This window comes from Micromonospora sp. WMMD735 (assembly GCF_049178995.1).
Lineage (GTDB): Bacteria > Actinomycetota > Actinomycetes > Mycobacteriales > Micromonosporaceae > Micromonospora > Micromonospora wenchangensis.
Genome location: NZ_JBMHMJ010000002.1, coordinates 5,193,899 through 5,215,942, shown reverse-complemented (window position 1 = coordinate 5,215,942; position 22,044 = coordinate 5,193,899). Strand labels below are relative to the sequence as shown.

General features: G+C 70.1%; 22 protein-coding genes, 1 tRNA gene and 1 riboswitch. Of the genes, 15 read left to right on the top strand and 8 right to left on the bottom strand.

From position 1 onward, the window contains the following. Positions 1-319: 319 nt before the first annotated feature. The 12 genes from ACN268_RS22610 to ACN268_RS22555 all read left to right on the top strand — a co-directional run bounded on the left by ACN268_RS22610 (position 320) and on the right by ACN268_RS22555 (position 10,611). Entirely contained in the window at positions 320-661 is a 342-nt protein-coding gene (locus ACN268_RS22610) for a hypothetical protein (protein WP_421484900.1), read from the top strand. 136 nt (positions 662-797) lie between these two features. Further along, positions 798-995, top strand: a complete 198-nt coding sequence (locus ACN268_RS22605; protein ID WP_421484899.1) for a precorrin-4 C11-methyltransferase — start codon at positions 798-800, stop codon at positions 993-995. Positions 996-1,084: 89 nt separating this feature from the next. After that, complete coding sequence (locus tag ACN268_RS22600) at positions 1,085-1,966, top strand: GntR family transcriptional regulator (protein ID WP_421484898.1); 882 nt, start codon at positions 1,085-1,087, stop codon at positions 1,964-1,966. Beyond that, the gene (locus ACN268_RS22595) at positions 1,954-2,730 is read left to right on the top strand and encodes a glycosyltransferase family 2 protein (RefSeq protein ID WP_421484897.1); all 777 of its coding nucleotides are present in this window, start codon (positions 1,954-1,956) and stop codon (positions 2,728-2,730) included. The genes ACN268_RS22600 and ACN268_RS22595 overlap by 13 nt, the downstream gene beginning before the upstream one ends. A gap of 1,360 nt (positions 2,731-4,090) precedes the next feature. After that, on the top strand, positions 4,091-4,486 hold the full coding sequence (locus ACN268_RS22590) for a transcriptional regulator (RefSeq protein ID WP_104113758.1): 396 nt from the start codon (positions 4,091-4,093) through the stop codon (positions 4,484-4,486). Between the two features lie 279 nt (positions 4,487-4,765). Continuing rightward, positions 4,766-6,382 (top strand): FtsK/SpoIIIE domain-containing protein, encoded by a 1,617-nt coding sequence (locus ACN268_RS22585; RefSeq protein ID WP_421484896.1) that lies wholly within the window; start codon positions 4,766-4,768, stop codon positions 6,380-6,382. Then, positions 6,379-6,630, top strand: a complete 252-nt coding sequence (locus ACN268_RS22580) for a hypothetical protein (RefSeq protein WP_421484895.1) — start codon at positions 6,379-6,381, stop codon at positions 6,628-6,630. The genes ACN268_RS22585 and ACN268_RS22580 overlap by 4 nt, the downstream gene beginning before the upstream one ends. Before the next feature lie 5 nt (positions 6,631-6,635). Further along, a complete protein-coding gene (locus ACN268_RS22575; RefSeq protein WP_421484894.1) occupies positions 6,636-6,827 on the top strand; it encodes a hypothetical protein in 192 nt (63 codons plus the stop codon). Beyond that, complete coding sequence (locus ACN268_RS22570; RefSeq protein ID WP_421484893.1) at positions 6,824-7,393, top strand: DUF2637 domain-containing protein; 570 nt, start codon at positions 6,824-6,826, stop codon at positions 7,391-7,393. Before ACN268_RS22575 ends, ACN268_RS22570 begins: the two co-directional genes overlap by 4 nt. Then, the gene (locus ACN268_RS22565) at positions 7,390-9,219 is read left to right on the top strand and encodes a replication initiator (RefSeq protein WP_421484892.1); all 1,830 of its coding nucleotides are present in this window, start codon (positions 7,390-7,392) and stop codon (positions 9,217-9,219) included. The genes ACN268_RS22570 and ACN268_RS22565 overlap by 4 nt, the downstream gene beginning before the upstream one ends. Next, positions 9,212-9,382: a helix-turn-helix domain-containing protein gene (locus ACN268_RS22560; RefSeq protein ID WP_255598827.1), complete on the top strand. Its 171-nt coding sequence runs from the start codon at positions 9,212-9,214 to the stop codon at positions 9,380-9,382. Before ACN268_RS22565 ends, ACN268_RS22560 begins: the two co-directional genes overlap by 8 nt. Further along, entirely contained in the window at positions 9,382-10,611 is a 1,230-nt protein-coding gene (locus tag ACN268_RS22555; protein WP_421484891.1) for a tyrosine-type recombinase/integrase, read from the top strand. Before ACN268_RS22560 ends, ACN268_RS22555 begins: the two co-directional genes overlap by 1 nt. A gap of 89 nt (positions 10,612-10,700) precedes the next feature. Here the strand turns inward: ACN268_RS22555 and ACN268_RS22550 are convergent. Then, positions 10,701-10,774, bottom strand: a tRNA-Gly gene (locus ACN268_RS22550). 234 nt (positions 10,775-11,008) lie between these two features. On the opposite strand from ACN268_RS22550, the gene ACN268_RS22545 reads away from it, so the two are divergent. Continuing rightward, the gene (locus tag ACN268_RS22545) at positions 11,009-12,043 is read left to right on the top strand and encodes a M43 family zinc metalloprotease (protein WP_421484890.1); all 1,035 of its coding nucleotides are present in this window, start codon (positions 11,009-11,011) and stop codon (positions 12,041-12,043) included. A gap of 74 nt (positions 12,044-12,117) precedes the next feature. On the opposite strand, the gene ACN268_RS22540 is transcribed toward ACN268_RS22545, so the two are convergent. Then, positions 12,118-12,672: a pyridoxamine 5'-phosphate oxidase family protein gene (locus ACN268_RS22540; protein WP_357924931.1), complete on the bottom strand. Its 555-nt coding sequence runs from the start codon at positions 12,670-12,672 to the stop codon at positions 12,118-12,120. Between the two features lie 145 nt (positions 12,673-12,817). Here ACN268_RS22540 and dcd point away from each other — a divergent pair, with 145 nt between their 5' ends. Next, positions 12,818-13,396, top strand: coding sequence for a dCTP deaminase (gene dcd, locus ACN268_RS22535; protein WP_421484889.1), 579 nt, complete (start codon positions 12,818-12,820; stop codon positions 13,394-13,396). Between the two features lie 49 nt (positions 13,397-13,445). Here dcd and ACN268_RS22530 read toward each other — a convergent pair whose 3' ends face one another. The 4 genes from ACN268_RS22530 to ACN268_RS22515 all read right to left on the bottom strand — a co-directional run bounded on the left by ACN268_RS22530 (position 13,446) and on the right by ACN268_RS22515 (position 18,271). After that, positions 13,446-14,486 (bottom strand): NlpC/P60 family protein, encoded by a 1,041-nt coding sequence (locus ACN268_RS22530; RefSeq protein ID WP_421484888.1) that lies wholly within the window; start codon positions 14,484-14,486, stop codon positions 13,446-13,448. Positions 14,487-14,498: 12 nt separating this feature from the next. Then, positions 14,499-14,635: riboswitch (cyclic di-AMP (ydaO/yuaA leader) on the bottom strand. Positions 14,636-14,790: 155 nt separating this feature from the next. Then, on the bottom strand, positions 14,791-15,789 hold the full coding sequence (locus ACN268_RS22525; RefSeq protein WP_421484887.1) for an NlpC/P60 family protein: 999 nt from the start codon (positions 15,787-15,789) through the stop codon (positions 14,791-14,793). A gap of 177 nt (positions 15,790-15,966) precedes the next feature. Then, complete coding sequence (locus ACN268_RS22520; protein WP_420116703.1) at positions 15,967-16,971, bottom strand: hemolysin family protein; 1,005 nt, start codon at positions 16,969-16,971, stop codon at positions 15,967-15,969. After that, positions 16,964-18,271 carry a hemolysin family protein gene (locus ACN268_RS22515; RefSeq protein ID WP_421486963.1) on the bottom strand — a complete coding sequence of 436 codons (1,308 nt, stop codon included), beginning with the start codon at positions 18,269-18,271 and terminating at the stop codon, positions 16,964-16,966. Before ACN268_RS22515 ends, ACN268_RS22520 begins: the two co-directional genes overlap by 8 nt. A gap of 144 nt (positions 18,272-18,415) precedes the next feature. On the opposite strand from ACN268_RS22515, the gene ACN268_RS22510 reads away from it, so the two are divergent. After that, positions 18,416-19,096, top strand: a complete 681-nt coding sequence (locus tag ACN268_RS22510; protein ID WP_421484886.1) for a GOLPH3/VPS74 family protein — start codon at positions 18,416-18,418, stop codon at positions 19,094-19,096. 89 nt (positions 19,097-19,185) lie between these two features. Here the strand turns inward: ACN268_RS22510 and ACN268_RS22505 are convergent, their stop codons facing one another. Together ACN268_RS22505 and ACN268_RS22500 are read right to left on the bottom strand one after the other, a co-directional pair. Then, positions 19,186-21,402, bottom strand: coding sequence for a (Fe-S)-binding protein (locus ACN268_RS22505; RefSeq protein WP_421484885.1), 2,217 nt, complete (start codon positions 21,400-21,402; stop codon positions 19,186-19,188). 288 nt (positions 21,403-21,690) lie between these two features. After that, positions 21,691-21,954 carry a cell division protein CrgA gene (locus tag ACN268_RS22500; RefSeq protein ID WP_363649779.1) on the bottom strand — a complete coding sequence of 88 codons (264 nt, stop codon included), beginning with the start codon at positions 21,952-21,954 and terminating at the stop codon, positions 21,691-21,693. Positions 21,955-22,044 lie beyond the last annotated feature (90 nt).

Genomic DNA, 22,044 nt, shown 5'->3' with positions numbered 1-22,044 from the left:
TCCGGCGTCGGACGGTGCGCCGTGCCTTCATGCGGGCCGGCGGTCGGCCACAACCAAGCTCGTGGTCGGCCGCCGGTTCCTCGTCTACCTGTGGAGGTGCGATGTCCGGCTTTCATCGTCGACGCGGTTGGTTGTCGTCCTGGTGGGTCCGCCGACGTACACCGATCCCGACCACCAGTAGTGACACGCTGTCGGCGTCGTCCGGCGGATCGGTGGTTCCTGGGTCGTGGTGGTCGGTCGGTGTCACGCGGGAGCTGCCCGTGCTGCGGTATGCGCCGTTGATGACGGTGGCGCAGGCGCACCGGGGCCAAGGCGGGCGGTGGACACGATGACCCGCCCGAGCAAGCCGGCCCCGGTGACGAGTCACCCGGACTGGTGCACGCCGGAGCGCTGCGGCTACCTGGTGCCGCCGGTGATGGCGCACATGGCCCGTCGTCATCGCGGCCACATGCTGCGGGTTGGTGAGAAGCGGGCGAGTGGGCTCGTCGTCACGTACCTGATCAGTGCGGAGGCTCCGGGTGCTCCGCTGGTGTGCGTGCACGCGTCGTGTCGGGCGGGGAACGCCTGGGCAGAGTTGTCGCTGTCGGAGGCGGCCGAGCTGCTGGAGCAGTTGCGCGGGTTGCTGGCGCAGGCTGGCGGGCAGGGGGCCGGCGATGAGTGACGGCTTTCCCATGAACCGGCGGTTGCCGGCGTCGCCTCGGCCGGTGGTGTGTCCGCCGTGGTGTCGGGGCTGCGGGCCGAACGATCCGATGCACCGGGGGTACCTGGCCACGATCGGGCGGGAGGGGACCGGGTGGGTGAGTCTGCAACTGCTCATCGACCGGTTCACCCGCCGCGACCCGGCGATCAAGCTCGACGCGACCCACTACGGCACCACGCAAACCGTGCTCCTGACGCTGTCCCACGTCGACCGGCTCATCGAGGAACTGACCCACGCCCGACACGCCATGCAGGCGCAGGCCAGGCGACACGGGCGGACGGGAGAGACGCGGTGAACACCAACGGCCGGCGGGGCGCTGCTGCGCGTGGTCCTAGTGGGCGTCGTGGGCAGCCCCCGCGAGCAGGGGCGGGGGTGGTGCCGGCGGTGCCGGAGCGGCCGGCTGGGGGGACCACCTGGCAGACGTTGGAACGTCTAGGGGGTACGGTGACCGGTGTGCATGGCCGGGACTGGCGCCCTCGCTACCTGCAACTCGCGGAAGAGTTGCGGGTAAAGATCATGAGCGGGGAGCTTGCCCCCGGCACGCTGATGCCCAGCGAAACCGAGCTGGCCGAGTCATCCGGGCTGTCCCGCACAAGCGTGCGCAACGCCATCCGCCAGTTGCGCGAATGGGGCCTGGTCCGCGCGGAGCAGGGGCGCGGGACCTACGTGCGGGCACCCCGCCAGCGGGTACGTCGCCGCAACACCGAGCGGTACCAGTGGGAGAAGGACCGGGTCCTGCTCGACGAGGACGAACGGTTGAAGACCGGCGCGACCGAGCACGACACCGGCCTGACCGTCGATGACCTCAAGTTCCACGCCGAGTACACCCCCGTGGACGCCGATGACGAGATGGCGGCGGCCCTCCAGGTCGAGCCGGGTACGCCGCTGCTGCGCCGGGTCTACTGGACGTCCTCGCGGCACGAGAACGCGCCGCTGACCGTGTCGTACTCCTACCTGCCCTACGACCTGGTCGCCGCGAACCCGGACCTGCTCGACGCCAGCAAGGAACCCTGGCCCGGCGGCACACAGCACCAGCTGTACACCCTCGGTATCGAGCTGGACCGCATCGACGACGAGATCCGGGCGCGTCCGCCGTCGCCGGATGAGGCTGAGCTGTTGGACATCGACCCGGGCGTCTCCGTGCTCACCGTGCGGAAAACGTCCGTCGACACCACCGGCCGGGTGGTCGAGGTGGCTGACGTGGTGATGCCGGGTGACCGGACCGAGCTTGTCTACTCCCACAAACTCCAGCGGTGGAAAACTTGACGCAACTCGTCTCGGTCATCACCCCGGTCCACGCGCCCAGCATCGAATACCTGGCTGGCGCGTGCGCATCGCTGGCCAAGCAGGAGATGCCGCCGGGGTGGGACTGGCAATGGCTCGTCCAGGAAGACGGACAGACCGGAGCCCTAGCCGACGTCCTGCCCGACGACCCACGGATCAGCCTCGGCACCGGCCGACCTGGTGGGCCTGGTGTTGCCCGAACCCTTGCACTGTCCCGGGTTGACGGTGACCTCATCAAAGTTCTGGACGCTGACGACCAGTTGACCCCCGGCGCGCTCGCGCGGGACATCGCCGCGTTCGACGCACACCCACAGATCGGCTGGACCACCTCGCGCGTGCTCGACCTGTTACCCGACGGATCGACCGCCGGATGGGACAAAGACCCGGCCGGCGGGGTCATCGACCGGGGAGCGGTCCTGGCCTTCTGGCAGGCCAACGACTACCGGGCATCCGTCCACCCAGCGACCCTGTGCCTACGCCGGGACCTCGTCTTCGCCCTCGGCGGCTGGATGGCCCTCCCCGCCTCCGAGGACACGGGCCTGCTGCTCGCCGCCAACGCCGTCAGCGCCGGCTACTTCACCCGGGAGTACGGCCTGCTCTACCGCAAATGGCCCGGCCAGGTCACCAGCCAAGCCGCACACCGCGAACCCGCCGAATACCAGGCACGCATGAAGATCATCGAGGCCAGAGCCAACGCCCTGACCTCGATGATCCCCAACTTCGGTGGCGGCGGCGCAAAGGCGTAGCTCTGTGTCCCGGTATCCCATACGTATACCTCTGCGTCTCTTTTACCCCGCCACCGGTACTCGCGGCCCGTGTGATGCCCTGGGCCGTGCGTTAAGACTGTCATTGGACTGTTCCGCGACCTGGAAAGTCCATCTATTCGCCAAAACGTTGCACTCCCGCACCGAAATTCAGGTCGACTAGCTCTGGCTGAACCACACAGCAGGGACCTCACCTGTTCGCTCCTGCGATCAATCCGTGACCACGAGATGCAACGCGAGATGTTGTCAAATTTCTGACAATTGCGTTGTCTGGTTGCCCTTAGGTTGCGACTCGCCCACTATCGATGCAAGGCTCAGCAAGCGGCCGGCTGCGATCTTGGCCTGGAATCCGAAGATGGATGCAGGCTGTCGAAGCGTGCCGCGAAGTTGTTGAGAAGGAGGTGATTCCGCTGCGAGAAGTCGTTACCACTGTCGTTATGGCACTGGGCACCGCAGCGCTCCAGCTTGTAATGAAGGGTCTCAGTCGGACCAATTATGCAGGGAAAAACCACGGCTTGAGTCGAGACGATGCCCTCTTCTGGTCCGATTGGGTGATTGCGGCAGCGCTTGCACTCTCTGGATCAATAGTCGTGTCAGCGAGTCAGGGCAAGCAGATTCCTCAGCTGCAACTCTTCCTATGTTTCGTTGCAATATTCTTCGGCTGCAGCGGCCTCCCCTTTTTCCTGAGAATATTCGCCTACGGGCCTAATGCTGAGATTAAGCCTTGGGGTTGGTGGGGGCTTGGGTGGGTCCTAGTGGCTAATGCCTTTGGAGTGCTCGTTCTCTTGAGCGCCGTTTGGGCAGGGGTGGCAGTTTATGACCGGCAATAGGAATGACTCCGACAATTTCGAAGGTCACTCTCAATCCGAAAAGGTGGCTGCGGCCGCAGGTGCGGCTGCAACTTTTGGCAGCGCAGTGGCTTCTATAGCTGTGGCGGCCGGAGTGGCTGCGGTCCCTGCGATTGGTGTCGCTCTTGCCGCCTCGGCCGTTATTACCAAGGTGGTGGCGGAGTACCTTCGCAAGAAGCGGGATGATAGCTAACCGGCTAGTGGTCATGTTTGTGATGCATGCCCGTGGCCTTGTGGAGGGCTTCAACATCACGCCCTTGCCGCGTCGATAACTTGCCCGAAGGTTCCTCGCGTGCGGATCTTTCGGCGGAAAGAGCAGTGGCCACCCCTGGGGGTGGCCACTTTGTATTCAAGGCTTCGCCCGTGAGGTACGCGCTGCTGGCTGTCCGGAGGCGGGGGTGCGGTGCCATCCAGGGTTGTTGACTTGTCTGCCAAGTAGGGTCTACCTTGGAGTCTCCACTTGGCAGACATGCCAACGACTTGGAGGTTGAGCGATGGCTCTGCGTGGCGGTACGAGGTTCGCCGTGCGTTGTGAGGACGTCTTCCCGGCGGGGTGCGCCCTGGTCCCTGAGTCGCTGGGTGAGGTCGAGGACTACGACGAGAAGACCGGGCGGCGTAGCCCGGCGAAGGACAAGCTGACCGGTCAGCGGGTGTGGCAGGTGCGGGTGATGGACCTGGACCCGGAGCTTGGCAAGCGGTCCCGGGAGACGACGGTCAAGATCTCCGCTGACTACCAGCCGGTGCCGCCGACGGGTGCGCCGTTCGAGGCGGTGGAGTTCGAGGGCATGACGGTCACGCCGTACGTGACGAACAACAACCGGATGGCGTACTCGCTGCGGGCGACCGGGATGCGTGCCCCGGCGGGTGTGGCGAAGAAGGCGGCGGCGTAGCCGCTGAAGGTTGGGGGCGGGGCTGTCTGGTCTTGGCGGACGGCAGCCCCGCCCCCTTGGTGTCTCTTTCCCCTGCTCTGTCGAGAGAGGTAGTGACGTGTCCAAGCGTAGGCGTTCGGCTGCCCCGGCTTCGCCTCGGTGCGAGGTGTGTCAGTCCCGGTTCGACCCGGCCACCGGTTCCGACGGTCGGTGTGCCGGGTGTGTCGGGCAGCTCGTTCTTCCGTTTCCTCCGGTCCGGGATGCATCGGGCCGGTTCGTGTCCCTGCGGGGTGGGCGATGATGCGCCGGCCTCGTGGCGGGGTCGTGATGGTGACCGCCGGGGACCTGATGGTGGTCCGACCGAAGCGGTTCGTCCTGCCGATGTGGCTGGTCGTGCTCGGCCTGGTGCTGCGCTGGGCCGCCCGGTTCTGCTGGTGGTGCCTGCGTCACCCGGTCACCGTGGGCCTGGCCCTGGCCGCCGTCGTCCTCTACGCCGACCACGGCTGGCCGGGCCTGGTCGTGCCGCTGGTGCTGGCGGCGGCGGTGTCGGCGGTGTGGCGGTGGCGCGATGAGGCGTCCTGGTGGCGGTGGTGCGCCGGGCCGCTGCTCGGCCGGTTCCGTCACGCCGTCATCTACCGGCGGGCCTGGCCCGAGGCCATGACCCTGTGCGGCCTGGCCGCAACGTACGACCACCGGCCGGTCCTGCCGCAGTTGCTGCGGGTGCGCTCGGATCAGGCCCTGGACGTGCTGACCGTGCGCATGGTCCGGGGACAGACCCCGGCCGACTTCCAACAGGTCACCGCGAACCTTGCGTACGCCTTCGGCCGGCGGCACGCCCGGGTCTACTCCGAGCGGCCCGACACCCCGCCGACCCGTACCGGCTACTGGGCGCTGCCGCTCGGCTGGGTGGACCGGCTGCGGTTCCGGGACCGGCCGACGCTGGTGTACCTGGTGCTCGTCCGCACCGATGCGCTGCGGCCGGTGGTGCCGCCGTTCGACACCCCGGCCGTCCCCGACTTCACGGCGCTGCCGTTGGCGCGGCGGGAGGACCTGGGGACATGGTCGCTGCACCTGCTCGCCACCCATGTGCTGATCGGTGGGGCCACCCGCTCCGGGAAGGGCTCGGTGCTGTGGTCGCTGGTCCGCTCGCTGGCCGGGGGCATCACGTCGGGCCTGGTGCGGCTGTGGGTGATCGACCCCAAGGGCGGGATGGAATTCGCCATGGGCCGGCCGCTGTTCGCCCGGTTCGCCTGCAAGTCGTTCGAGGCCATGGCGGATCTCCTCGACGAGGCCGTGACCGTGATGCGGGAGCGTCAGACCCGACTCGCCGGCACCGTGCGGGTGCACACGCCGACCGAGGCTGACCCCTTGGTCGTGGTCGTCATCGACGAGATGGCCGCACTGACCGCGTACCTGCAAGACGTCGACCTGCGTAAGCGCATCGCGTCCTCGCTGGGGTCGCTGCTGTCGCAGGGTGCCGGGGTCGGGGTGCTGGTGGTGGCCGCGTTGCAGGACCCGCGTAAGGAGGTGTTGCCGTTCCGGGACCTGTTCCCGACCCGCATCGCCCTCGGCCTCACCGAAGCCGCTCAGGTTGATCTCGTGCTTGGTGACGGTGCCCGCAACCGGGGCGCTCTCGCGGATCAGATGCCCCGATGGGCCAAAGGCGTCGGGTACGTGATCCTCGACGGCACCCCGGAACCGATGCGGGTCCGGTTCTCCTACGTCAGCGACGACGACATCCGCGACCTGGCCCAGCGGTACCCGGCCCCGGCCGACGCGGCAGACATCCTCGCCCAGGTCGGCCGCGAGTCCACCTCGGAACCGGCCCGGCCGGCGCTGCCCCGGCCCCGACGCGGGCCACTGCTCCCCGACGCGCTGCGCACCATCCTCGACGCCGACCAGGGCGAACCACTATGACCGGCACCGACGGCCGACGCTTCTACCGGCTGCGTACCCCCGAACCGGTCACCGCCGTGTCCGTCCGCGTCGACCCCGACCGACCCGACCCGTACCCCGTCCATCTCGCGGTCGGTTCCGGCCGGCGGCGGATGTCCCTGACCCCCGACGAGGCGTGGGCGCTGTGGCGCTGCCTGTCCGAAGCAGTCGCCACCCTCGGCACCCCTCCCGACTACATCCGCACTGACATCCGACCGGCCCGGAGGTAACCGCCATGACCACCCTTACCCGCGTCATCAACCGGCTCCGGCGTCCGCTGCGCATCCGGCTCGTCGGCCCCGCCGACCAGACCGCCGCCGCCCTGCACGGCCTCGCGCACATGGTCAACCGCCGCCCCGACATGGCCGACCGACGCATCCGCATCGACCTCACCATCCGCGACAAGCCGATGCAGGAGTGGCGATGACCGCACGCACCGAAACCGCCGTACGCCTGGTGATCCTGCTCGCCATCGGCACCATGGCCGGCGCTGCCGCCTTCACCCACGTCCACGACCTGTCCGTCGCCCACGGCCAGCCCGACTGGATCGGCTGGGCCAACGCCGTAGCCGTCGAACTGATGGCGATCTACCTCGGCCTGGAACTCCGCGCCCGACGTCGTGCCGGTCGGCCCGTCGGCCTGGTCGGCTCGCTCCTGGTCGCGTTCGCGCTGCTGTCCCTCGCCGCCCAGGTCGCCGAAGCCGAACCGTCGGTGTGGGGCTGGACCGTGGCAGCCGTGCCGTCCCTGGCGTTCCTCGCCCTGGTCAAGGTCGTCCTGTCCAACGCCCCCGCCTTGCCGCCGGCTCCCGCACCAGACCAACCCCCGGGCGACTGGTACGAGGTGCCCGAACAGGCCACCACCGAACCCGAGCGCTCGGCCGACCCGGTCCCGCCGGCTGTCCCTGCTCCGGCTGCCATCTCTGCCCCGGCGGCCGCGCTGCCTCCGCGTGTCGTCCTCTCAAACCGGCCGCACGTCGTCGGGATCATCCGATGACCGCCCCCACCCTGCCCGGCCTCGAACCCGCCGCCCCGACCCCGGTTGCTGTTCCTCGGCCGGGGTCGCGGGCGGCCCGCATGGCGCTACCCCGCTCGGTCGACGTGCTCAAGGAGATCGCCGCCGAGTACGGCGTCTGCGTGCGCCCCCTGGCCATGCGCCGCACGGATCTCGACACTGGCCTGACCGAGGTCATCGACCTGCCCTGCGGCGCCACCCGGGAAGACAAGTGCGCCCCCTGCGCCAAGAAGAACCGCCGACTGCGGCAGGCCCAGATCCGCGAGGGCTGGCACCGCGACGACGAACCGCTACCGCCACCGGAACCGGCGACCGAGGAACAGAAGGCGCTGATCCTGTTCCGCGCACACCTGGAGTTCTCCCGCGACGAGGCCATCCGCGCCGCCGAGTGGGGGCAGGTCGAAGAACTCGACGAAGGAATCCGCGAGGTCGAAGAGGCCATCACGGCGGAGGGCCTACGCGGACGGGTCGGGCCACCCCACGCGGGCGTCGACGAGGACGCCGACGACGACACCGGCCGCCGGCGCAAGCGCTCCACCAAACGGCGGCAGGACGCACCAGAGCTGCCCCGCCGCAAGGTCGAGCGGCGCACGGTCGGCAGGACGTACACCGCTGCGGACGGCACCACCTACCGGCCGTCGATGTGGCTGACCCTCACCCTCGACTCCTACGGCCCCGTCCGCCCCGACGGCACCCCGGTCAACCCCGACCGGTACGACTACCGCCGCGCCGCCTGGGACGCCGTCCACTTCCCCCGACTCCTCGATCGGTTCTGGCAAAACCTGCGACGGTGTGAGGGCTGGAACGTCCAGTACGCCGGCTGCGTCGAGCCGCAACGCCGACTCGCCCCACACGCCCACTTCGCCATCCGGGGCACCATCCCCCGCGACACCCTGCGCACCGTCGCCGCCGCGACCTATCACCAGGTGTGGTGGCCGGCCGTCGACGTCCAGCAGTACACCGCCGACCGGCCTCCCGTGTGGGACGAGGACGCGGCGGCGTGGGTCGACCCGGACACCCACCAGCCGCTGACCACCTGGACGGAAGCACTCGACGCCATCGACGACAACCCGCATGCGGAACCGGTACACGTCGTCCGCTTCGGTACCCAGGTCGACGCGCGGGGCGTCATGCCCGGCACCACCGACGCCGAACGGACCATCCGGTACGTCACGAAGTACATCACCAAACACACCGGCGACGTGCACAAGGCAACCACCGACCGGCAACGCAAACACCTCGACCGGCTCTGGCGGGAACTGCGCGTCACGCCCTGCACCGACCGGTGCGCGAACTGGCTGCTCTACGGCGTCCAGCCCAAGAAGGCACACGCCAAGCTCAAGCCGGGCCGCTGCAAGGGCAAGGTCCATCAACGGGACACCCTCGGCATCGGCGGCCGGCGAATCCTCATCTCGCGCGACTGGTCCGGCAAGACCCTCAGCGACCACAAGCACGACGTCCGGGCATGGGTGCGGGCATTGCTCGGTACCACCACCGACAGCGGCGCGGCCGACAACACCCGGCAGCTCGTCGACGACCAGGGCGACACCGTCGAACGGGTCCGGCACGCCTGGGAACTCGCCCGCCCCGACGACCCGGACGTGGGACCGCTGTCCCACCGGCTCATGCGGTCGATCAGCGAACGCGCCCGCTGGCGATCCGAACTACTCGCCGCAAAGGACCGGGCCGCCCAGGGGTCGACAGACCTTTCGGCAACTCAGCACAACGCACGGCACGACGGGGAGGAAGGCGACAGTGGACGAGGTTTTGACCATCGAGCAGGCCGCGGCCCGGATCAACATGAGTGAGCGGTACGTCCGCCGGCTGGTCGCCGAACGGCGCATCCCGTTCCACAAGCTCGGCCGTAGCGTCCGGATCAAGGCCGTCGACCTGGCCGCGCACGTCGAGTCCGGGCGGGTGGAGCCGCTGACCGCCTCGGATGTGTGGCGCGACCTTCAGCGGGTGGCGTGATGGCGAACAAGGAAGGTCACCGCCGGTTCGGCAGCGTCCGCAAGCTGCCATCGGGGCGCTATCAGGCCCGGTACCCCGGCCCGGACGGGCAGATGCGCAACGCGCCGGAGACGTTCGCCCGGAAGTCCGACGCGGACCGGTACCTCACGCTGGTCGAGGCGCAGATTGCCCGGCACGAGTGGACCGACCCGACCCGGGCCAAGATCAAGCTGGCCGACTACGCGCGGCGCTGGATCGACCAGCGGCCGAACCTGCGCCCCCGGACCGTGCACCTGTACGGGTGGCTGCTCGACAAGCACATCGTGCCGTACCTCGGCGGGGTGGATCTGGGCCGGCTGGACACCCCGATGGTCCGCGACTGGCGGGCCAGTCTGCTCGGCAACGGCGTCTCGGTGAGCATGGCGGCCAAGGCGTACCGGCTGCTGCGGGCGGTGCTGATGACGGCGGTGAAGGAAGACATGATCCTGCCCCGGAACCCGTGCCGCATCCCAGGTGCCGACCAGGAAAAGCCGGCGGAAAGGCCGGTGCTCACCCTCGCCCAGGTCTTCAAGCTGGCCGACATCGTGCCGCCCCGGTACCGCGCCCTGGTCCTCGTCACCACCTTCGGTTGCCTGCGCTGGGGTGAGGTCGCCGCGCTGCAACGGCAGGACGTCGACGCGGTGGCCGGCACCATCCGGGTACGGCAGGCGTACACCGAACAGCGCGGGGTCGGCCTGGTGCTCGGGCCACCGAAGTCCCGGGCGGGCCGGCGCACGATCACCCTGCCCCCGGCGGTCGTTGCGGTCGTCCGTGACCACCTGGCCGCTGAGGTCGACGACAACCCGGAAGCGCTCGTGTTCACCACCGAGAGTGGGCGCCCGATCTGGCGGGGCAACCTGAACAAGCTCATCGACTGGAAGGCGAACGTCTCCCGGATCGGGCAGCCCAACCTGCACTTCCACGACCTACGACACACCGGGAACACCCTCGCCGCCCAGACCGGGGCCAGCACCAGGGACCTGATGGCCCGGATGGGCCACGACTCGCCGCAGGCGGCGCTGATCTACCAGCACGCCACGGCGGAAGCCGACCGGGCCATCGCCCAGGCGCTGCACGAGGCGGTGCGGGCCGATCGGAAAAAGACCACGAAGGCGACCGGCGGCAAGGGCAAGAGCGGGAAGAAGGCCGGCGGGAAGAAGGGCAGGAAGCGGCCGACTGACCGGGACGAGGCTGGCGGCGAGCAGGGCTAATGGCACGCCAATGGCACGGCGCATGATCGTTGACCTTGGAACATCGAAGGCCCTGACTGGGATTCGCATCCTGGTCAGGGCCTTCGTGGTGGAGCGGGTGACGGGAATCGAACCCGCACTGTCAGCTTGGGAAGCTGATGTTCTGCCATTGAACTACACCCGCAAGCGGCACCACTGTACCTGAGGTGACCACGCCCGCGCACCCGGGCACCCCCGCGCGTCGTCGACAGCCAATCGTGACGATCAGTGCACGCAGGGTACAAAAGAAACGGTCAGATGTTTCACACAAGCAGCTTGGGGACGTTCTCAAACGTGTCGATCAGTTGTAACGTCACCCCCACGTTCACGACCTCGGTGCGACATACCCCCTGTCGCGCCGCCAGAAAGAGGTGGGCCCATGGGACTGCGTCCCAACCTGCTGACCCGGCGTGCCGCCGGTGTCGCGTCGACGACCTTCGCGCTGCTGCTGAGCACCGCTGCGGTGGGCGTCGTACCTGCGGCTTCCGCGTACTCCGCAGCCCCCGACAACACGTCCTGTGCGGAGCCGGCCGACGCCCACGCGGACGTCCACTCCGACGCCCGCGTCCGTGGCGGCAGCAAGGCCGCCCACAAGCGGCACGACCCGAACGAGCTGACCACCAAGCAGGTCCAGGATCGGGAGGCGGAGTTCGCCGCCGCCCTGCGCAACGCGAAGCTGCGGTCGAAGTCCAGCCACCGCAGCGGCTCGACCGAGGGCACGACGGTGGCGCTGGCCGCGATCAGCGTCCCGGTCGTCGTGCACGTCATCCAGCGGGACAGCACCCGGGCCGGGGGCAACATCCCCGACTCGATGATCAACTCGCAGATCAGCGTGCTCAACCAGGCGTACAGCGGTGCGACCGGTGGGGCCGCCACGGGTTTCACCTTCCAGCTTCAGAAGATCAACCGGGTCACCAACGCCTCGTGGTACCCGATCGTGCAGGGCTCCTCCGCCGAGCGGGCGATGAAGACCTCGCTGCGCACCGGCGGCAAGAACACCCTCAACATGTACCTGGGTGAGCTGAGCGACGACCTGCTCGGCTGGGCGACGTTCCCCAAGCGCACCCTGGACGTGATGGACGGCGTCGTGGTGCTCGGCGAGTCGCTGCCGAACGGCACCGCCACCAACTACAACCTGGGCGACACCGGCACCCACGAGGTCGGCCACTGGCTGAACCTCTACCACACCTTCCAGGGTGGCTGCTCGGGCTCGGGCGACGGCGTCTCGGACACCCCGGCCGAGCGTGAGCCGGCCTACCAGTGCCCGACCGGTCGGGACACCTGCACCGCGACCGGCAAGGACCCGATCACCAACTTCATGGACTACACCTACGACTCGTGCATGTACCAGTTCACCGCTGGGCAGGCGAGCCGCATGGTGAACGCCTGGAGCGCATACCGCGCGTCGGCCTGACCCGGCTGGCACGACACAGCGTCAGGTGCCGGCTCCGTCCCTTCGGGACGGGGCCGGCACCGTCGTTTCCGGGGTCAGGCGGCGGTGCGGCGGGTGTCGAACCCGTGCCGGCCACGCCGGGACGGTCGCTGGTCGGGCAGGCCGGCGACACCGTGCCGACCGGGGACCGGGTCGAGCCAGACCTGCACGGCGGGACGCCCCGCGTCGCCGCCGAACGGGCCGCCGTGCTCGCGCCGGGTGAGCATGGCGACGTCGACGCTGAACTCGAAGAGCCGCCAGTCGACCTGCGGCGCGGCCCGACCGATCTCGGCCACCAGTGCCACCCGGGCCGGGTCGGTCACCGGCTCGGCACGACCGGCGACGTACGCCTCGTCGTCGCTCTCCTCCGGTGGGAACGAGTGGAGCGCGTAGCGGCCGTCGCGTTCGAGGTCACGCCGCTTGGGCGAGTCGACGACGAAGCAGAACAACCCGCCGTCGGTGACCAGCGGGCAGACCGGGTGCACCCGGGGACCGCCGTCGGCGCGGACGGTGGCCAGGTAGCCGAAACCCGACCCGTACTGCTGGAGAAGAAGGCGGATCCCGTCGGCGAGGCGGGGCTCGTCGGCGGCGAATGCGGACCAGGATGCCATGCGGTCATCCTATCGAACATACGTTCGAGAATCAGCCCGACACGCAGGTCGAACGGCCCGACGTACGCCTCGGCGCAGCGACGACGCCGGCCGGTGGGGCGGCCCGGTAGGCAGGTCCGGCCGGCCCGCTGGATAAGGTGTCCCGATGCTGCTCTCCGACCGGGACCTCGTCTCCGAGATCAAGGCGGGCGCGCTGGCGCTGGAGCCGTTCGAACCGAGTCTGGTGCAGCCCTCCAGCATCGACGTGCGCCTCGACAAGCTGTTCCGGGTGTTCAACAACCACCTCTACACCCACATCGACCCGGCGGTGCAGCAGGACGACCTGACGTCGATGGTGGAGGTGCCGGCGGGCGAGCCGTTCGTGCTGCACCCGGGCGAGTTCGTGCTCGCCTCCACGCTTGAGGTCATCTCGCTCGGCGACCAGCTCGCCGGCCGGCTGGAGGGCAAGTCGAGCCTCGGCCGGCTGGGGCTGCTCACCCACTCGACCGCCGGTTTCATCGACCCGGGTTTCTCCGGCCACGTCACGCTGGAGCTGTCGAACGTGGCCAATCTGCCGATCACCCTCTGGCCGGGCATGAAGATCGGCCAGCTCTGCATCTTCCGGCTCTCCTCGCCGGCCGAGCACCCGTACGGCTCCGCGGTGTACGGATCGCGCTACCAGGGCCAGCGGGGACCGACCCCCAGCCGTTCCTGGCAGAACTGGCGTACCTGGCCCATCGGCTGACGCGGCGTGCCGCGTCCGGGCCCCGGGACCGGGGCCCGGACGCGGTGGCTCAGCCGGGTCGGCCGTAGCTGTTGACAGGCCCGTCGTCGACCCGCTTCATCGTGATCGGTTTGCCGGCCTGGGAGGCGTGCACGACCCAGCCGCCCCCGACGTACATCCCGACGTGGTGCAGGTCGGAGTAGTAGAAGACCAGGTCGCCGGGGCGCAGGTCGGCCCGGCTCACCCGGTCGGTGACCTGGCGCTGCTGCCGGGCGTTGTGCGGCAACGACACCCCGGCCTTCGCCCAGGCGGCCATGGTCAGCCCGGAACAGTCGTAGTTGTTCGGGCCGGCCGCGCCCCACACGTACAGCTTGCCGATCTGGGCGCAGGCGGACTTGACCGCCGTACCGGCCGGGCCACCGGGGTAGCCGGCGGGGCACGGGGCCGGGCGCAGCTTGCCGCCGCCGCCGTTGCCGTAGACCGTCAGCCGCAGCTTCTGCAACCTGTCGATCTCCGTGTTGATCTGCTTCTTGCGGGCCGCGAGCTGCGCTTCGGTACGGGTGAGCTGGGCGACCATCTCGTCCAACGGCGCCTTGGTGGCGGCGAGTTCGTCGCGGAGCTGGGCGACCTCCCGCACCTCGCGCTGCTGGCGGCTGGCGAACCGGTCCAGCAGCCCCAACTGTTCGACCACCTGGCTCGGGCTGCGGCTGCCCAGCAGGGCGTTGACGGTGGACACGTTCTCGCCCTTGTACGCCTGCACGGCGAGGCCGCTGACCTGGTTCATCGCCTGGTCGACGCGGCGTTGCAGGGGGGCGATCCGCTTGCCGAGCGCGTCGGCCTGCCGGCGCTTGGCGGCGAGGTCGATGCGGGTGGCGTTGTGCTGTTCGATGAGCGGTTCGAGCTTGTTCCAGTCCTGGTCGATCTGTCGCTCGATCTCGGCGACCGAGGGGTCGGCGTGCGCCGCCGTGGGGCCACCTGTCAACACGACTGCGGCAGCGGCCAGGGTGGCGAGGGTGGTGGTGAAGCGGGACCAGCGTGGGCGCGGCACCGTCGTGTTCCGGGCGACCTGGGTCGTCCGGTGCGACGGTGGCCGCGGGGCATGGTGTGCCACCGGGCTCCGGGCTCCTTCTTCCTCGACCGCCTACCGGGTTAGCTGACGGGTTCGGGCGGGAAGGGAGCGCCCTACCGCGGTGGTCGCGGATTCACCCCGGCGTACCTGGGTCCCCGGCTCGCCCGGAGGCGACTCGGCGGTGCCGGCCGACGCCGCCCCGGGTGGGGCGGACCTGGTGCCGACCGACGATTGACCAGAGTAGAGACGCTCGTTATCGATCCGCAACCCGCCGTGCCGGCACACTCCGTGACCGGAAAGCACGCAACCCCCGGCCCGTCGGGCCGGGGGTTGACGTATGCGCTGGTCAGGGACGGCGGAAGCCGGCCACCGGCATGTAGTTGATGCTGGTCACCTGGACCGGCTTACCGGTCCGGGGTGCGTGCACCATCATGTCGTTACCCAGGTAGAGCCCGACGTGGTGCAGGTCGCTGAAGAAGAACACCAGGTCGCCGGGGCGGGCCTCGGAGCGCGGGATGGCCTTGCCCTCGTTCCACTGCGCACCGGTGAAGTGGGTCAGCGAGATGCCTGCCGCCTTGTACGCGAACTGGGTGAGCCCGGAGCAGTCGAACGAGTTCGGCCCGGTGGCACCCCAGACGTACGGGTCACCGACCTGCGCGCAGGCGGTCGCGATCGCGGTCCGGGCGGCGGAGCTGACCACACCGTTGATCGTGGGGCAGCCGTTCACCTTCACCGTGGTCTTCGGCATCGCCGCCTGCAGCCGCTTGATCTCGGCGTTGATCTGCGTCTTCTTGGCCGCGAGTTCCTTCTCCTGCTTCACCTCGGCGGCGATCAGGGTGTCGAGCTTCTGCTTCTCGGCGTCGTACTTGCGGCGGACCACGAGCACGGCCTCGACCTCCCGGCGCTGCTCGGCGGCGAGCCGGTCCAGGATGGTCAGCTGCGCGGCGAGGGTGCCCGGCCTGGTGGTGGTGAGCAGCGCGCTCAGCTCCTGCGAGGGGCCGGACTTGTAGTAGCGGGAGGCGAGGTCACCGACCCGACCCAGGGCGAGTTCGCTCTGCAGGGCCAGCGGCTCGATCTTCTTCTGGAGGTCGGCCGACTTCTTGCGGTTGACCTTGAGCTGGGCCCGGACCTTGTTGTAGTCCTCGATGGTCGGTTCGAGCTGTTCCCACTGCTTGTCGAGGGCCGCCTCGATCTCCTCGGGCGACGGCGCGGCGTGGGCCGGCACGGCGAGCATCCCGGCACCGACGGCGACGGCCGCGACCAGGGTGAGCAGGCGGCGGGCGACCCGCCGGAGGGCTGCCGGCCGGGCGGGCGGCTGGCCCTGGGCGTGACGGTGAGGGGGCATGGTTGCCACCGGCGTCGACTCCTTTGCAACCGACCGCCGGGCGCCTCGCTAAGGGGAAGAAGGAGGCAGACGTCCCACAGCGGCCGGTGCAACATTAGGGGCAGTGACGGTGGGGAATCAAGGCGGGTGGGCACTCCATCACATCAGTGCAATCGCTTGCACACAAAGGGTGTCCATTCAATTTCCAACGATGGCAGTCAATACATCGTCGAGCGTGACCACGCCCAGCGGGCGGCGACCGTCGCTGACGAGCACCATGTGCCGCCGCTCGCGCCGCATCGCCAGCAGCAGATCGGCCAACGTACGGTCCGGCGGAACCACCGCCAGCGGCCGGTAGACCTCGGCCGGCACCGGCGCGCGACGGGCCACCCCGGCGTACCCGAGAACGTCCTTGACGTGCACGAACCCCAGCACCCGGCGGGTGGAACGCTGCACCACCGGGAACCGGGACCGGCCCGTGCTGGTGGCCAGCACCTCCAGCGAGGCCGGTGAGACGTCCTCGGCCACCGTGGTCACCGTGGACCAGGGCTGCAACGCGTCGGCCGCCGTCCGGTCGTGCAACGCCAGCGCCCCGGTGATCCGGGCGTGCTCCTCGGCGTCGAGCAGCCCCTCGGTGCGGGCCTGGGCGACCAGCCCGGACAGCTCCTCGGCGGTGAAGACCGTCTTGACCGCGTCGGTCGCCTCCACCGCCCACAGCCGCAGCACCTGCCGCGCCGCCCACTTCATCGCCAGCAGCAACGGCTTGGTGGCCAGGCAGAACGCCAGCATCGCCGGCCCCAGCCAGAGCGCCGACGGCTCCGGCCCGGCCAGGGTGATGTTCTTGGGCACCATCTCGCCCACCACGGTGTGCAGGAACACCACCACGGCCAGGGCGATCAGGAAGGAGACCGGGTGCACCGCGCCCGCCGGCAGCAGCACCGCGTGGAACACCGGCTCCAGCAGGTGGGCCAGGGCCGGCTCGGCGATCGCCCCCAACCCGAGCGAACAGACGGTGATGCCGAGCTGCGCCCCGGCGATCATCAGCGGGATCTGGTTCATCGCCGACAACGCCCACCGGGCCCGCTGCGAGGTGGCGGCCAACGGCTCCACCACCGTACGACGCGACGCGATCAGCGCGAACTCGCTGCCCACGAAGAACGCGTTGCCGAGCAGCAGCACCACCGCGACCAGCAGCTCAGTCATCGGCGTGCGACTCCTCGGGACGGACCACCCGCACCTGTTCGATCCGGTGCCGCTCCACCTCGACGACGGTGAACGCGTAGCCGTCCGCACCGGTCGTCTCGCCCGGCAACGGGATGTGCCCCAACCGGGCCATCAGGAAGCCCGCCAACGTCTCGTACGGGCCCTCGGGGAGCCGGAAGCCGGTCTGCTCGAACAACTCGTCCCCGCGCAGCACCCCGTCGACCAGGACGGTCCGTTCCCCGCCCGGCACGGTCAGCCCGGTGGCGTGGGCGTCGTCCACGGTGGCCGGGTCGAACTCGTCGGCGATCTCCCCGACCAGCTCCTCGACCAGGTCCTCGACGGTCACCACCCCGTCGGTGCCGCCGTACTCGTCGACGACGATGGCCAGGTCGGACCCGGCGGCCTTCAGCGCCGCCAGCACGCCGTCGAGGTCCAGGCTCTCCGGGACGTACACCGGCTCGCGGGCGACCGAGGCGACGGTGGTGCGGGCCCGCGCGGCCAGCGGCACCCCGAGCGCGTCCGGCACGGCCGCGACCCCGGTGACCAGGTCGAGGGTCTCCTCGAAGACGGGGAACCGGGTGCGGCCGGTCCGCCGGGACAGGTCCAGCAGCTCGGCGACGGTGGCGGTGGCCCGCAACGCGATCACGTCCACCCGGGGGGTCATCGCCTCGGCGGCCCGCTTGTCGCCGAAGCGGATGGTGCGGCGCAGCAGCATCGCGGTGTCCGGCGGCAGCGCGCCCGCCCGGGCCGAGATGGCCGCGAGCAGCCCGAGTTCCTCCGGGGAGCGGGCGCTTGCCAGTTCCTCCTGCGGTTCCACCCCGAGCTGGCGGACCAGCCGGTTCGCCGAGTCGTTCAGCCCCCTGATCAGCCAGCCGAAGGCCCGGGAGAAGGCCCGCATCGGCCCGGCGGTGGCCAGCGCCGCCGGCATCGGCCGGGCCAGCGCCAGGTTCTTCGGCACCAGCTCACCGAAGAGCATCGACAGCAGGGTGGCCAGCGCCAGGGCGAGCAGCGGGCCGAACCGGTCGGCACCCCCCAGCGGGGCCAGCAGCGGGGCGAACAGCCGGGACAGGGCGGGCTCGGCCAGGTAGCCGGTGAGCAGCGCGGTGAGGGTGATGCCGAGCTGCGCCCCAGAGAGCTGGAAGGACAGTTCGCGCAGCGCCCGGCGTACCGTGGCGGCGGTGGCGTCGCCGGCCTCGGCCCGCCTGTCGATCTCCGACCGGTCGACGGTGACCAGGGCGAACTCGGCCGCGACGAAGAACGCGTTGCCGGCGGTCAGCAGCACGAAGCCGGCCAGGGGCAGCAGCGTGCCGAGCAGCAGTGAGTCGATGGGCGTGATTGTTTCAGATCCGCCCCCGGCGGTCACCGGGGCGTGGCACACGGTCACCGGTGTCGCCGCCGGGCCGCCCACGGGCGGGGTTCGCCCTCCGGGGTTAGCGTGGACGGCATGGCACCGCTCACCCTCGCTGACGAACTGGTCCTGCTCGCCTACGACGACGCCGGCGTGAACCGGCTCGGCCGGCCGCACCTCGACTACGGGCTGTCCGGCGCGGTGCTGCTCGAACTGGCGCTCGCCGGTCGGGTCGAGGTGACCGACGACCGGCTGGTGGTGACCGACCCGACGCCGGTCGGCCACCCGGTGCTCGACGACGCCCTCGCCCGGGTCGCCGCCGACGGCAAGCGCCGCCGGCCCAAGGACTGGATCAGCCGGCTGGCCAAGGGGCTGCCCGACCGGGTGCTGTCGGGCCTGGTCGACGCGGGGGTGCTGCGCCGGGATTCCGACCGGGTGCTGCTGGTCTTCCCGCGTACCCGCTATCCGTCGCCGACCGGCGCGGAGCCGGCGGTGGAGACGGCGGCCCGGCAGCGGATGGTCGACGCGCTGCTCGCCGACGGCGCGGTGGAGGCCCGGACGGCCGCGTTGCTCGGCCTGACCCGCGCGGTGGGGCTGGACCGCAAGCTCTTCCGGGAGTTGCCGAAGGAGCGGCTCAAGGCCCGCACCACGGAGATCGCCGACGGGGACTGGGCGTCCGCGGCGACGAAGAAGGCGATCGAGGAGACCCAGGCCGCGATCATGACGGCGACCACGGTCGCCACCACGGCCGCCATCATCACCACGACGTCGTCCTGACCGTCACGTCGTCCTGACCGTCGCCACGGCGGCGGCACCGGTGGGTGCCGCCGCCGTCGTGCGTCCGCCCCGACCGCGACGGTACGGCCTCAGCCGGCGGCCGGCGCGGTCTCCTGCTGGCCGGGCGCGGTGTCCGGCCGAACCGAACGCAGCAGCACGCTGGCCACGTCGACCACCTCGACCTGCTCGCCGGCACCCTTGCCGTTGACCCCGTCGTTGAGCATCGTCGAGCAGAACGGGCAGCCGACGGCGACCGTCCGCGCCCCGGTGGACATGGCCTCCTCGACCCGGTCCACGTTGATCCGCTTGCCGATCTTCTCCTCCATCCACATCCGGGCGCCGCCGGCGCCGCAGCAGAAGGAGCGCTCGCTGTTGCGGGGCATCTCGATCAGGTCGGTGTCGGCCCTGCCGCCGCCGTTGATGGCGCTGCCGAGCACCTCGCGCGGGGCGGCGAAGACCCGGTTGTGCCGGCCCAGGTAGCAGGGGTCGTGGTAGGTGACGCCGCCGTCGACCGGCTGCACCGGGGTGAGTCGCCCGGTGCTGACCAGGTGGGCCAGGAGTTGGGTGTGGTGCACCACCTCGAACTCGCCGCCGAGCTGGCCGTACTCGTTGCCGAGGGTGTTGAAGCAGTGCGGGCAGGTCGCGACGATCTTTCGCTTGGCCTGTTCCCGGCCCTCGAACGCCTCGTTGAGGGTCTCGACGTTCTGCTGGGCGAGCATCTGGAAGACGAACTCGTTGCCGATCCGGCGGGCCGGGTCACCGGAGCAGGTCTCGCCCTCGCCCAGGATGGCGAAGGAGACGCCCGCCTCGTTGAGCAGGGTGGCCACCGCGCGGGTGGTCTTCTTGGCCCGGTCCTCGAACGCGCCGGCACAACCCACCCAGAAGAGGTACTCGAAGTCGTCGACCTCGCCGACCCGGGGCACCTCGAAGCCCAGCCCCTTGGTCCAGTCCTCGCGGGTGTTCTGCGGGGCACCCCACGGGTTGCCCTTGTTCTCCAGGTTGCGCAGCATGACGCCGGCCTCGGACGGGAAGCTCGACTCGATCAGCACCTGGTAGCGCCGCATGTCGACGATGTGGTCGACGTGCTCGATGTCGACCGGGCACTGCTCGACGCAGGCCCCGCAGGTGGTGCAGGACCACAGCACGTCCGGGTCGATGACGCCCCCGGCCTCGGCGTCGCCGATCAGCGGCTTGTCGGCCTCGGCGAGGGTGAGCACGTCGAGGTGGGCGAGCTGCGCCGCGGTGGCCTTCTCCTCGCCGGTGAGGTCCTTGCCGCCGCCGGCCAGCAGGTAGGGCGCCTTGGCGTACGCGTGGTCGCGGAGGCTGAGCACGAGCAGCTTGGGCGACAGCGGCTTGCCGGTGTTCCAGGCCGGGCACTGCGACTGACAGCGTCCGCACTCGGTGCAGGTGCTGAAGTCGAGCAGGCCCTTCCAGGTGAACTGCTCGACCTGGGCGACGCCGAACTGGTCCTTCTCGGGGTCGGCCTCCTCGAAGTCGAGCGGCTTGCCGTTGCTCGTCATCGGGCGCAGCGGTCCGAGCCCGGAGCCGGCGGGCCGGGCCGGCTCCCGCTTGAAGAAGATGTTGAAGAACGCCAGGAAGCGGTGCCAGGCGACGCCCATCGTCACGTTCAACGCGATGACGATCAGCCAGGTCATCGAGATTACGATCTTGATGAGGGCGGCGACGCTCACGCCGGCCGGCCAGGCGGGCAGCAGCGCGCCGAGGGCGTGGCTGACCGGGGTGGCCCAGAGCGGGTACTCGAAGTGGTCGGTGGCGACCTTGAAGCCACGGATCACGAACCCCATGACCAGCACGGCGAGGACGACCGCCTCGACGAAGTAGCCCTGCCACATGGTGGAGCCGGTGAACCGGGAGCGCCCGCCCGGCCGGGTCGGCCGGTTGCGGACCCGGATCGCGATCAGCACCAGGATGCCGAGCGTGCCGAGCACCGCGATCACCTCGGTGACCAGGCCGTAGACGGCGAGGCCGCCGATCAGCGGCAGGCCACCGGTCGGCGAGACGACCTCGAAGTACGCCTCCAGCACCAGCAGCGACAGCACGATGAAGCCGACCATCACGAACCAGTGCGCGGCCCCCACCACGCCCCAGCGGAGCATCCGGGTGTGGCCGGCCGTCTCGACCAGCATCGTCTTCGCCCGGGTGCCCTTGTCGGTGAACCGCTCCGGCGCGGGTTGCCCCAGCCGGATGACTGCCACCATCTTCAGCACCGCGCGCACCGCGAGCCACACCGCCACGGCGGTGATGGCGGCGGCGAGGACCGTGGTGACGATCTGGACGCTGCCCATCGAGTTGGCCTCCCGGTCTGCTGCCTGTCGAGCGGCTCGGCGACCGGGGGCCGGCTCAGGGGGTGGCCGGCGTGCCGCCGCCGCACCCCCGACCGGACCGGTCGATGACCTCGCTCCGCTCGGTCATGCAGTGCAGCCTACGCGAAAGTTACCCAACGGTAACGTGAGTCTTCTCGCACCAGGCCACGCCGCCCTGCGGACACCATAGGGCTCCCGACGCCGAAGCGCCGGGTCGGGGCCGTCCGGGGTGACCTGGGACGTGTCGCGGGAAGCGCCGGAGCGCCGCGCTCAACGCCAGCGGGAGAGCAGGACCAGCGAACCCACCATCGCGCCGAAGCCGACCGCGAGGTTCCAGTAGCCCCAGGAGGCGACCGGGTACTCCTGCTCGGAGAGGTAGTAGACCACCAGCCAGCCGATGCCGCCGACGATCAGCGCGACGGCGATCGCCGGCAGCCACACCGGGCTAGGCTTGCGCGTCGCCGCCGTCGTCGTCGGACGAACGTCCGTCGGCGGGGTGTACACCTTCTTCTTACGGACCTGAGACTTGGGCACGACGCTCTCCAGAGGGGTGACGACCTCGTCCGGCCTGACAACCGGGCGCGGGGGCGACGGTCCATGGCCAATAATGTTCGACAGCTAGCG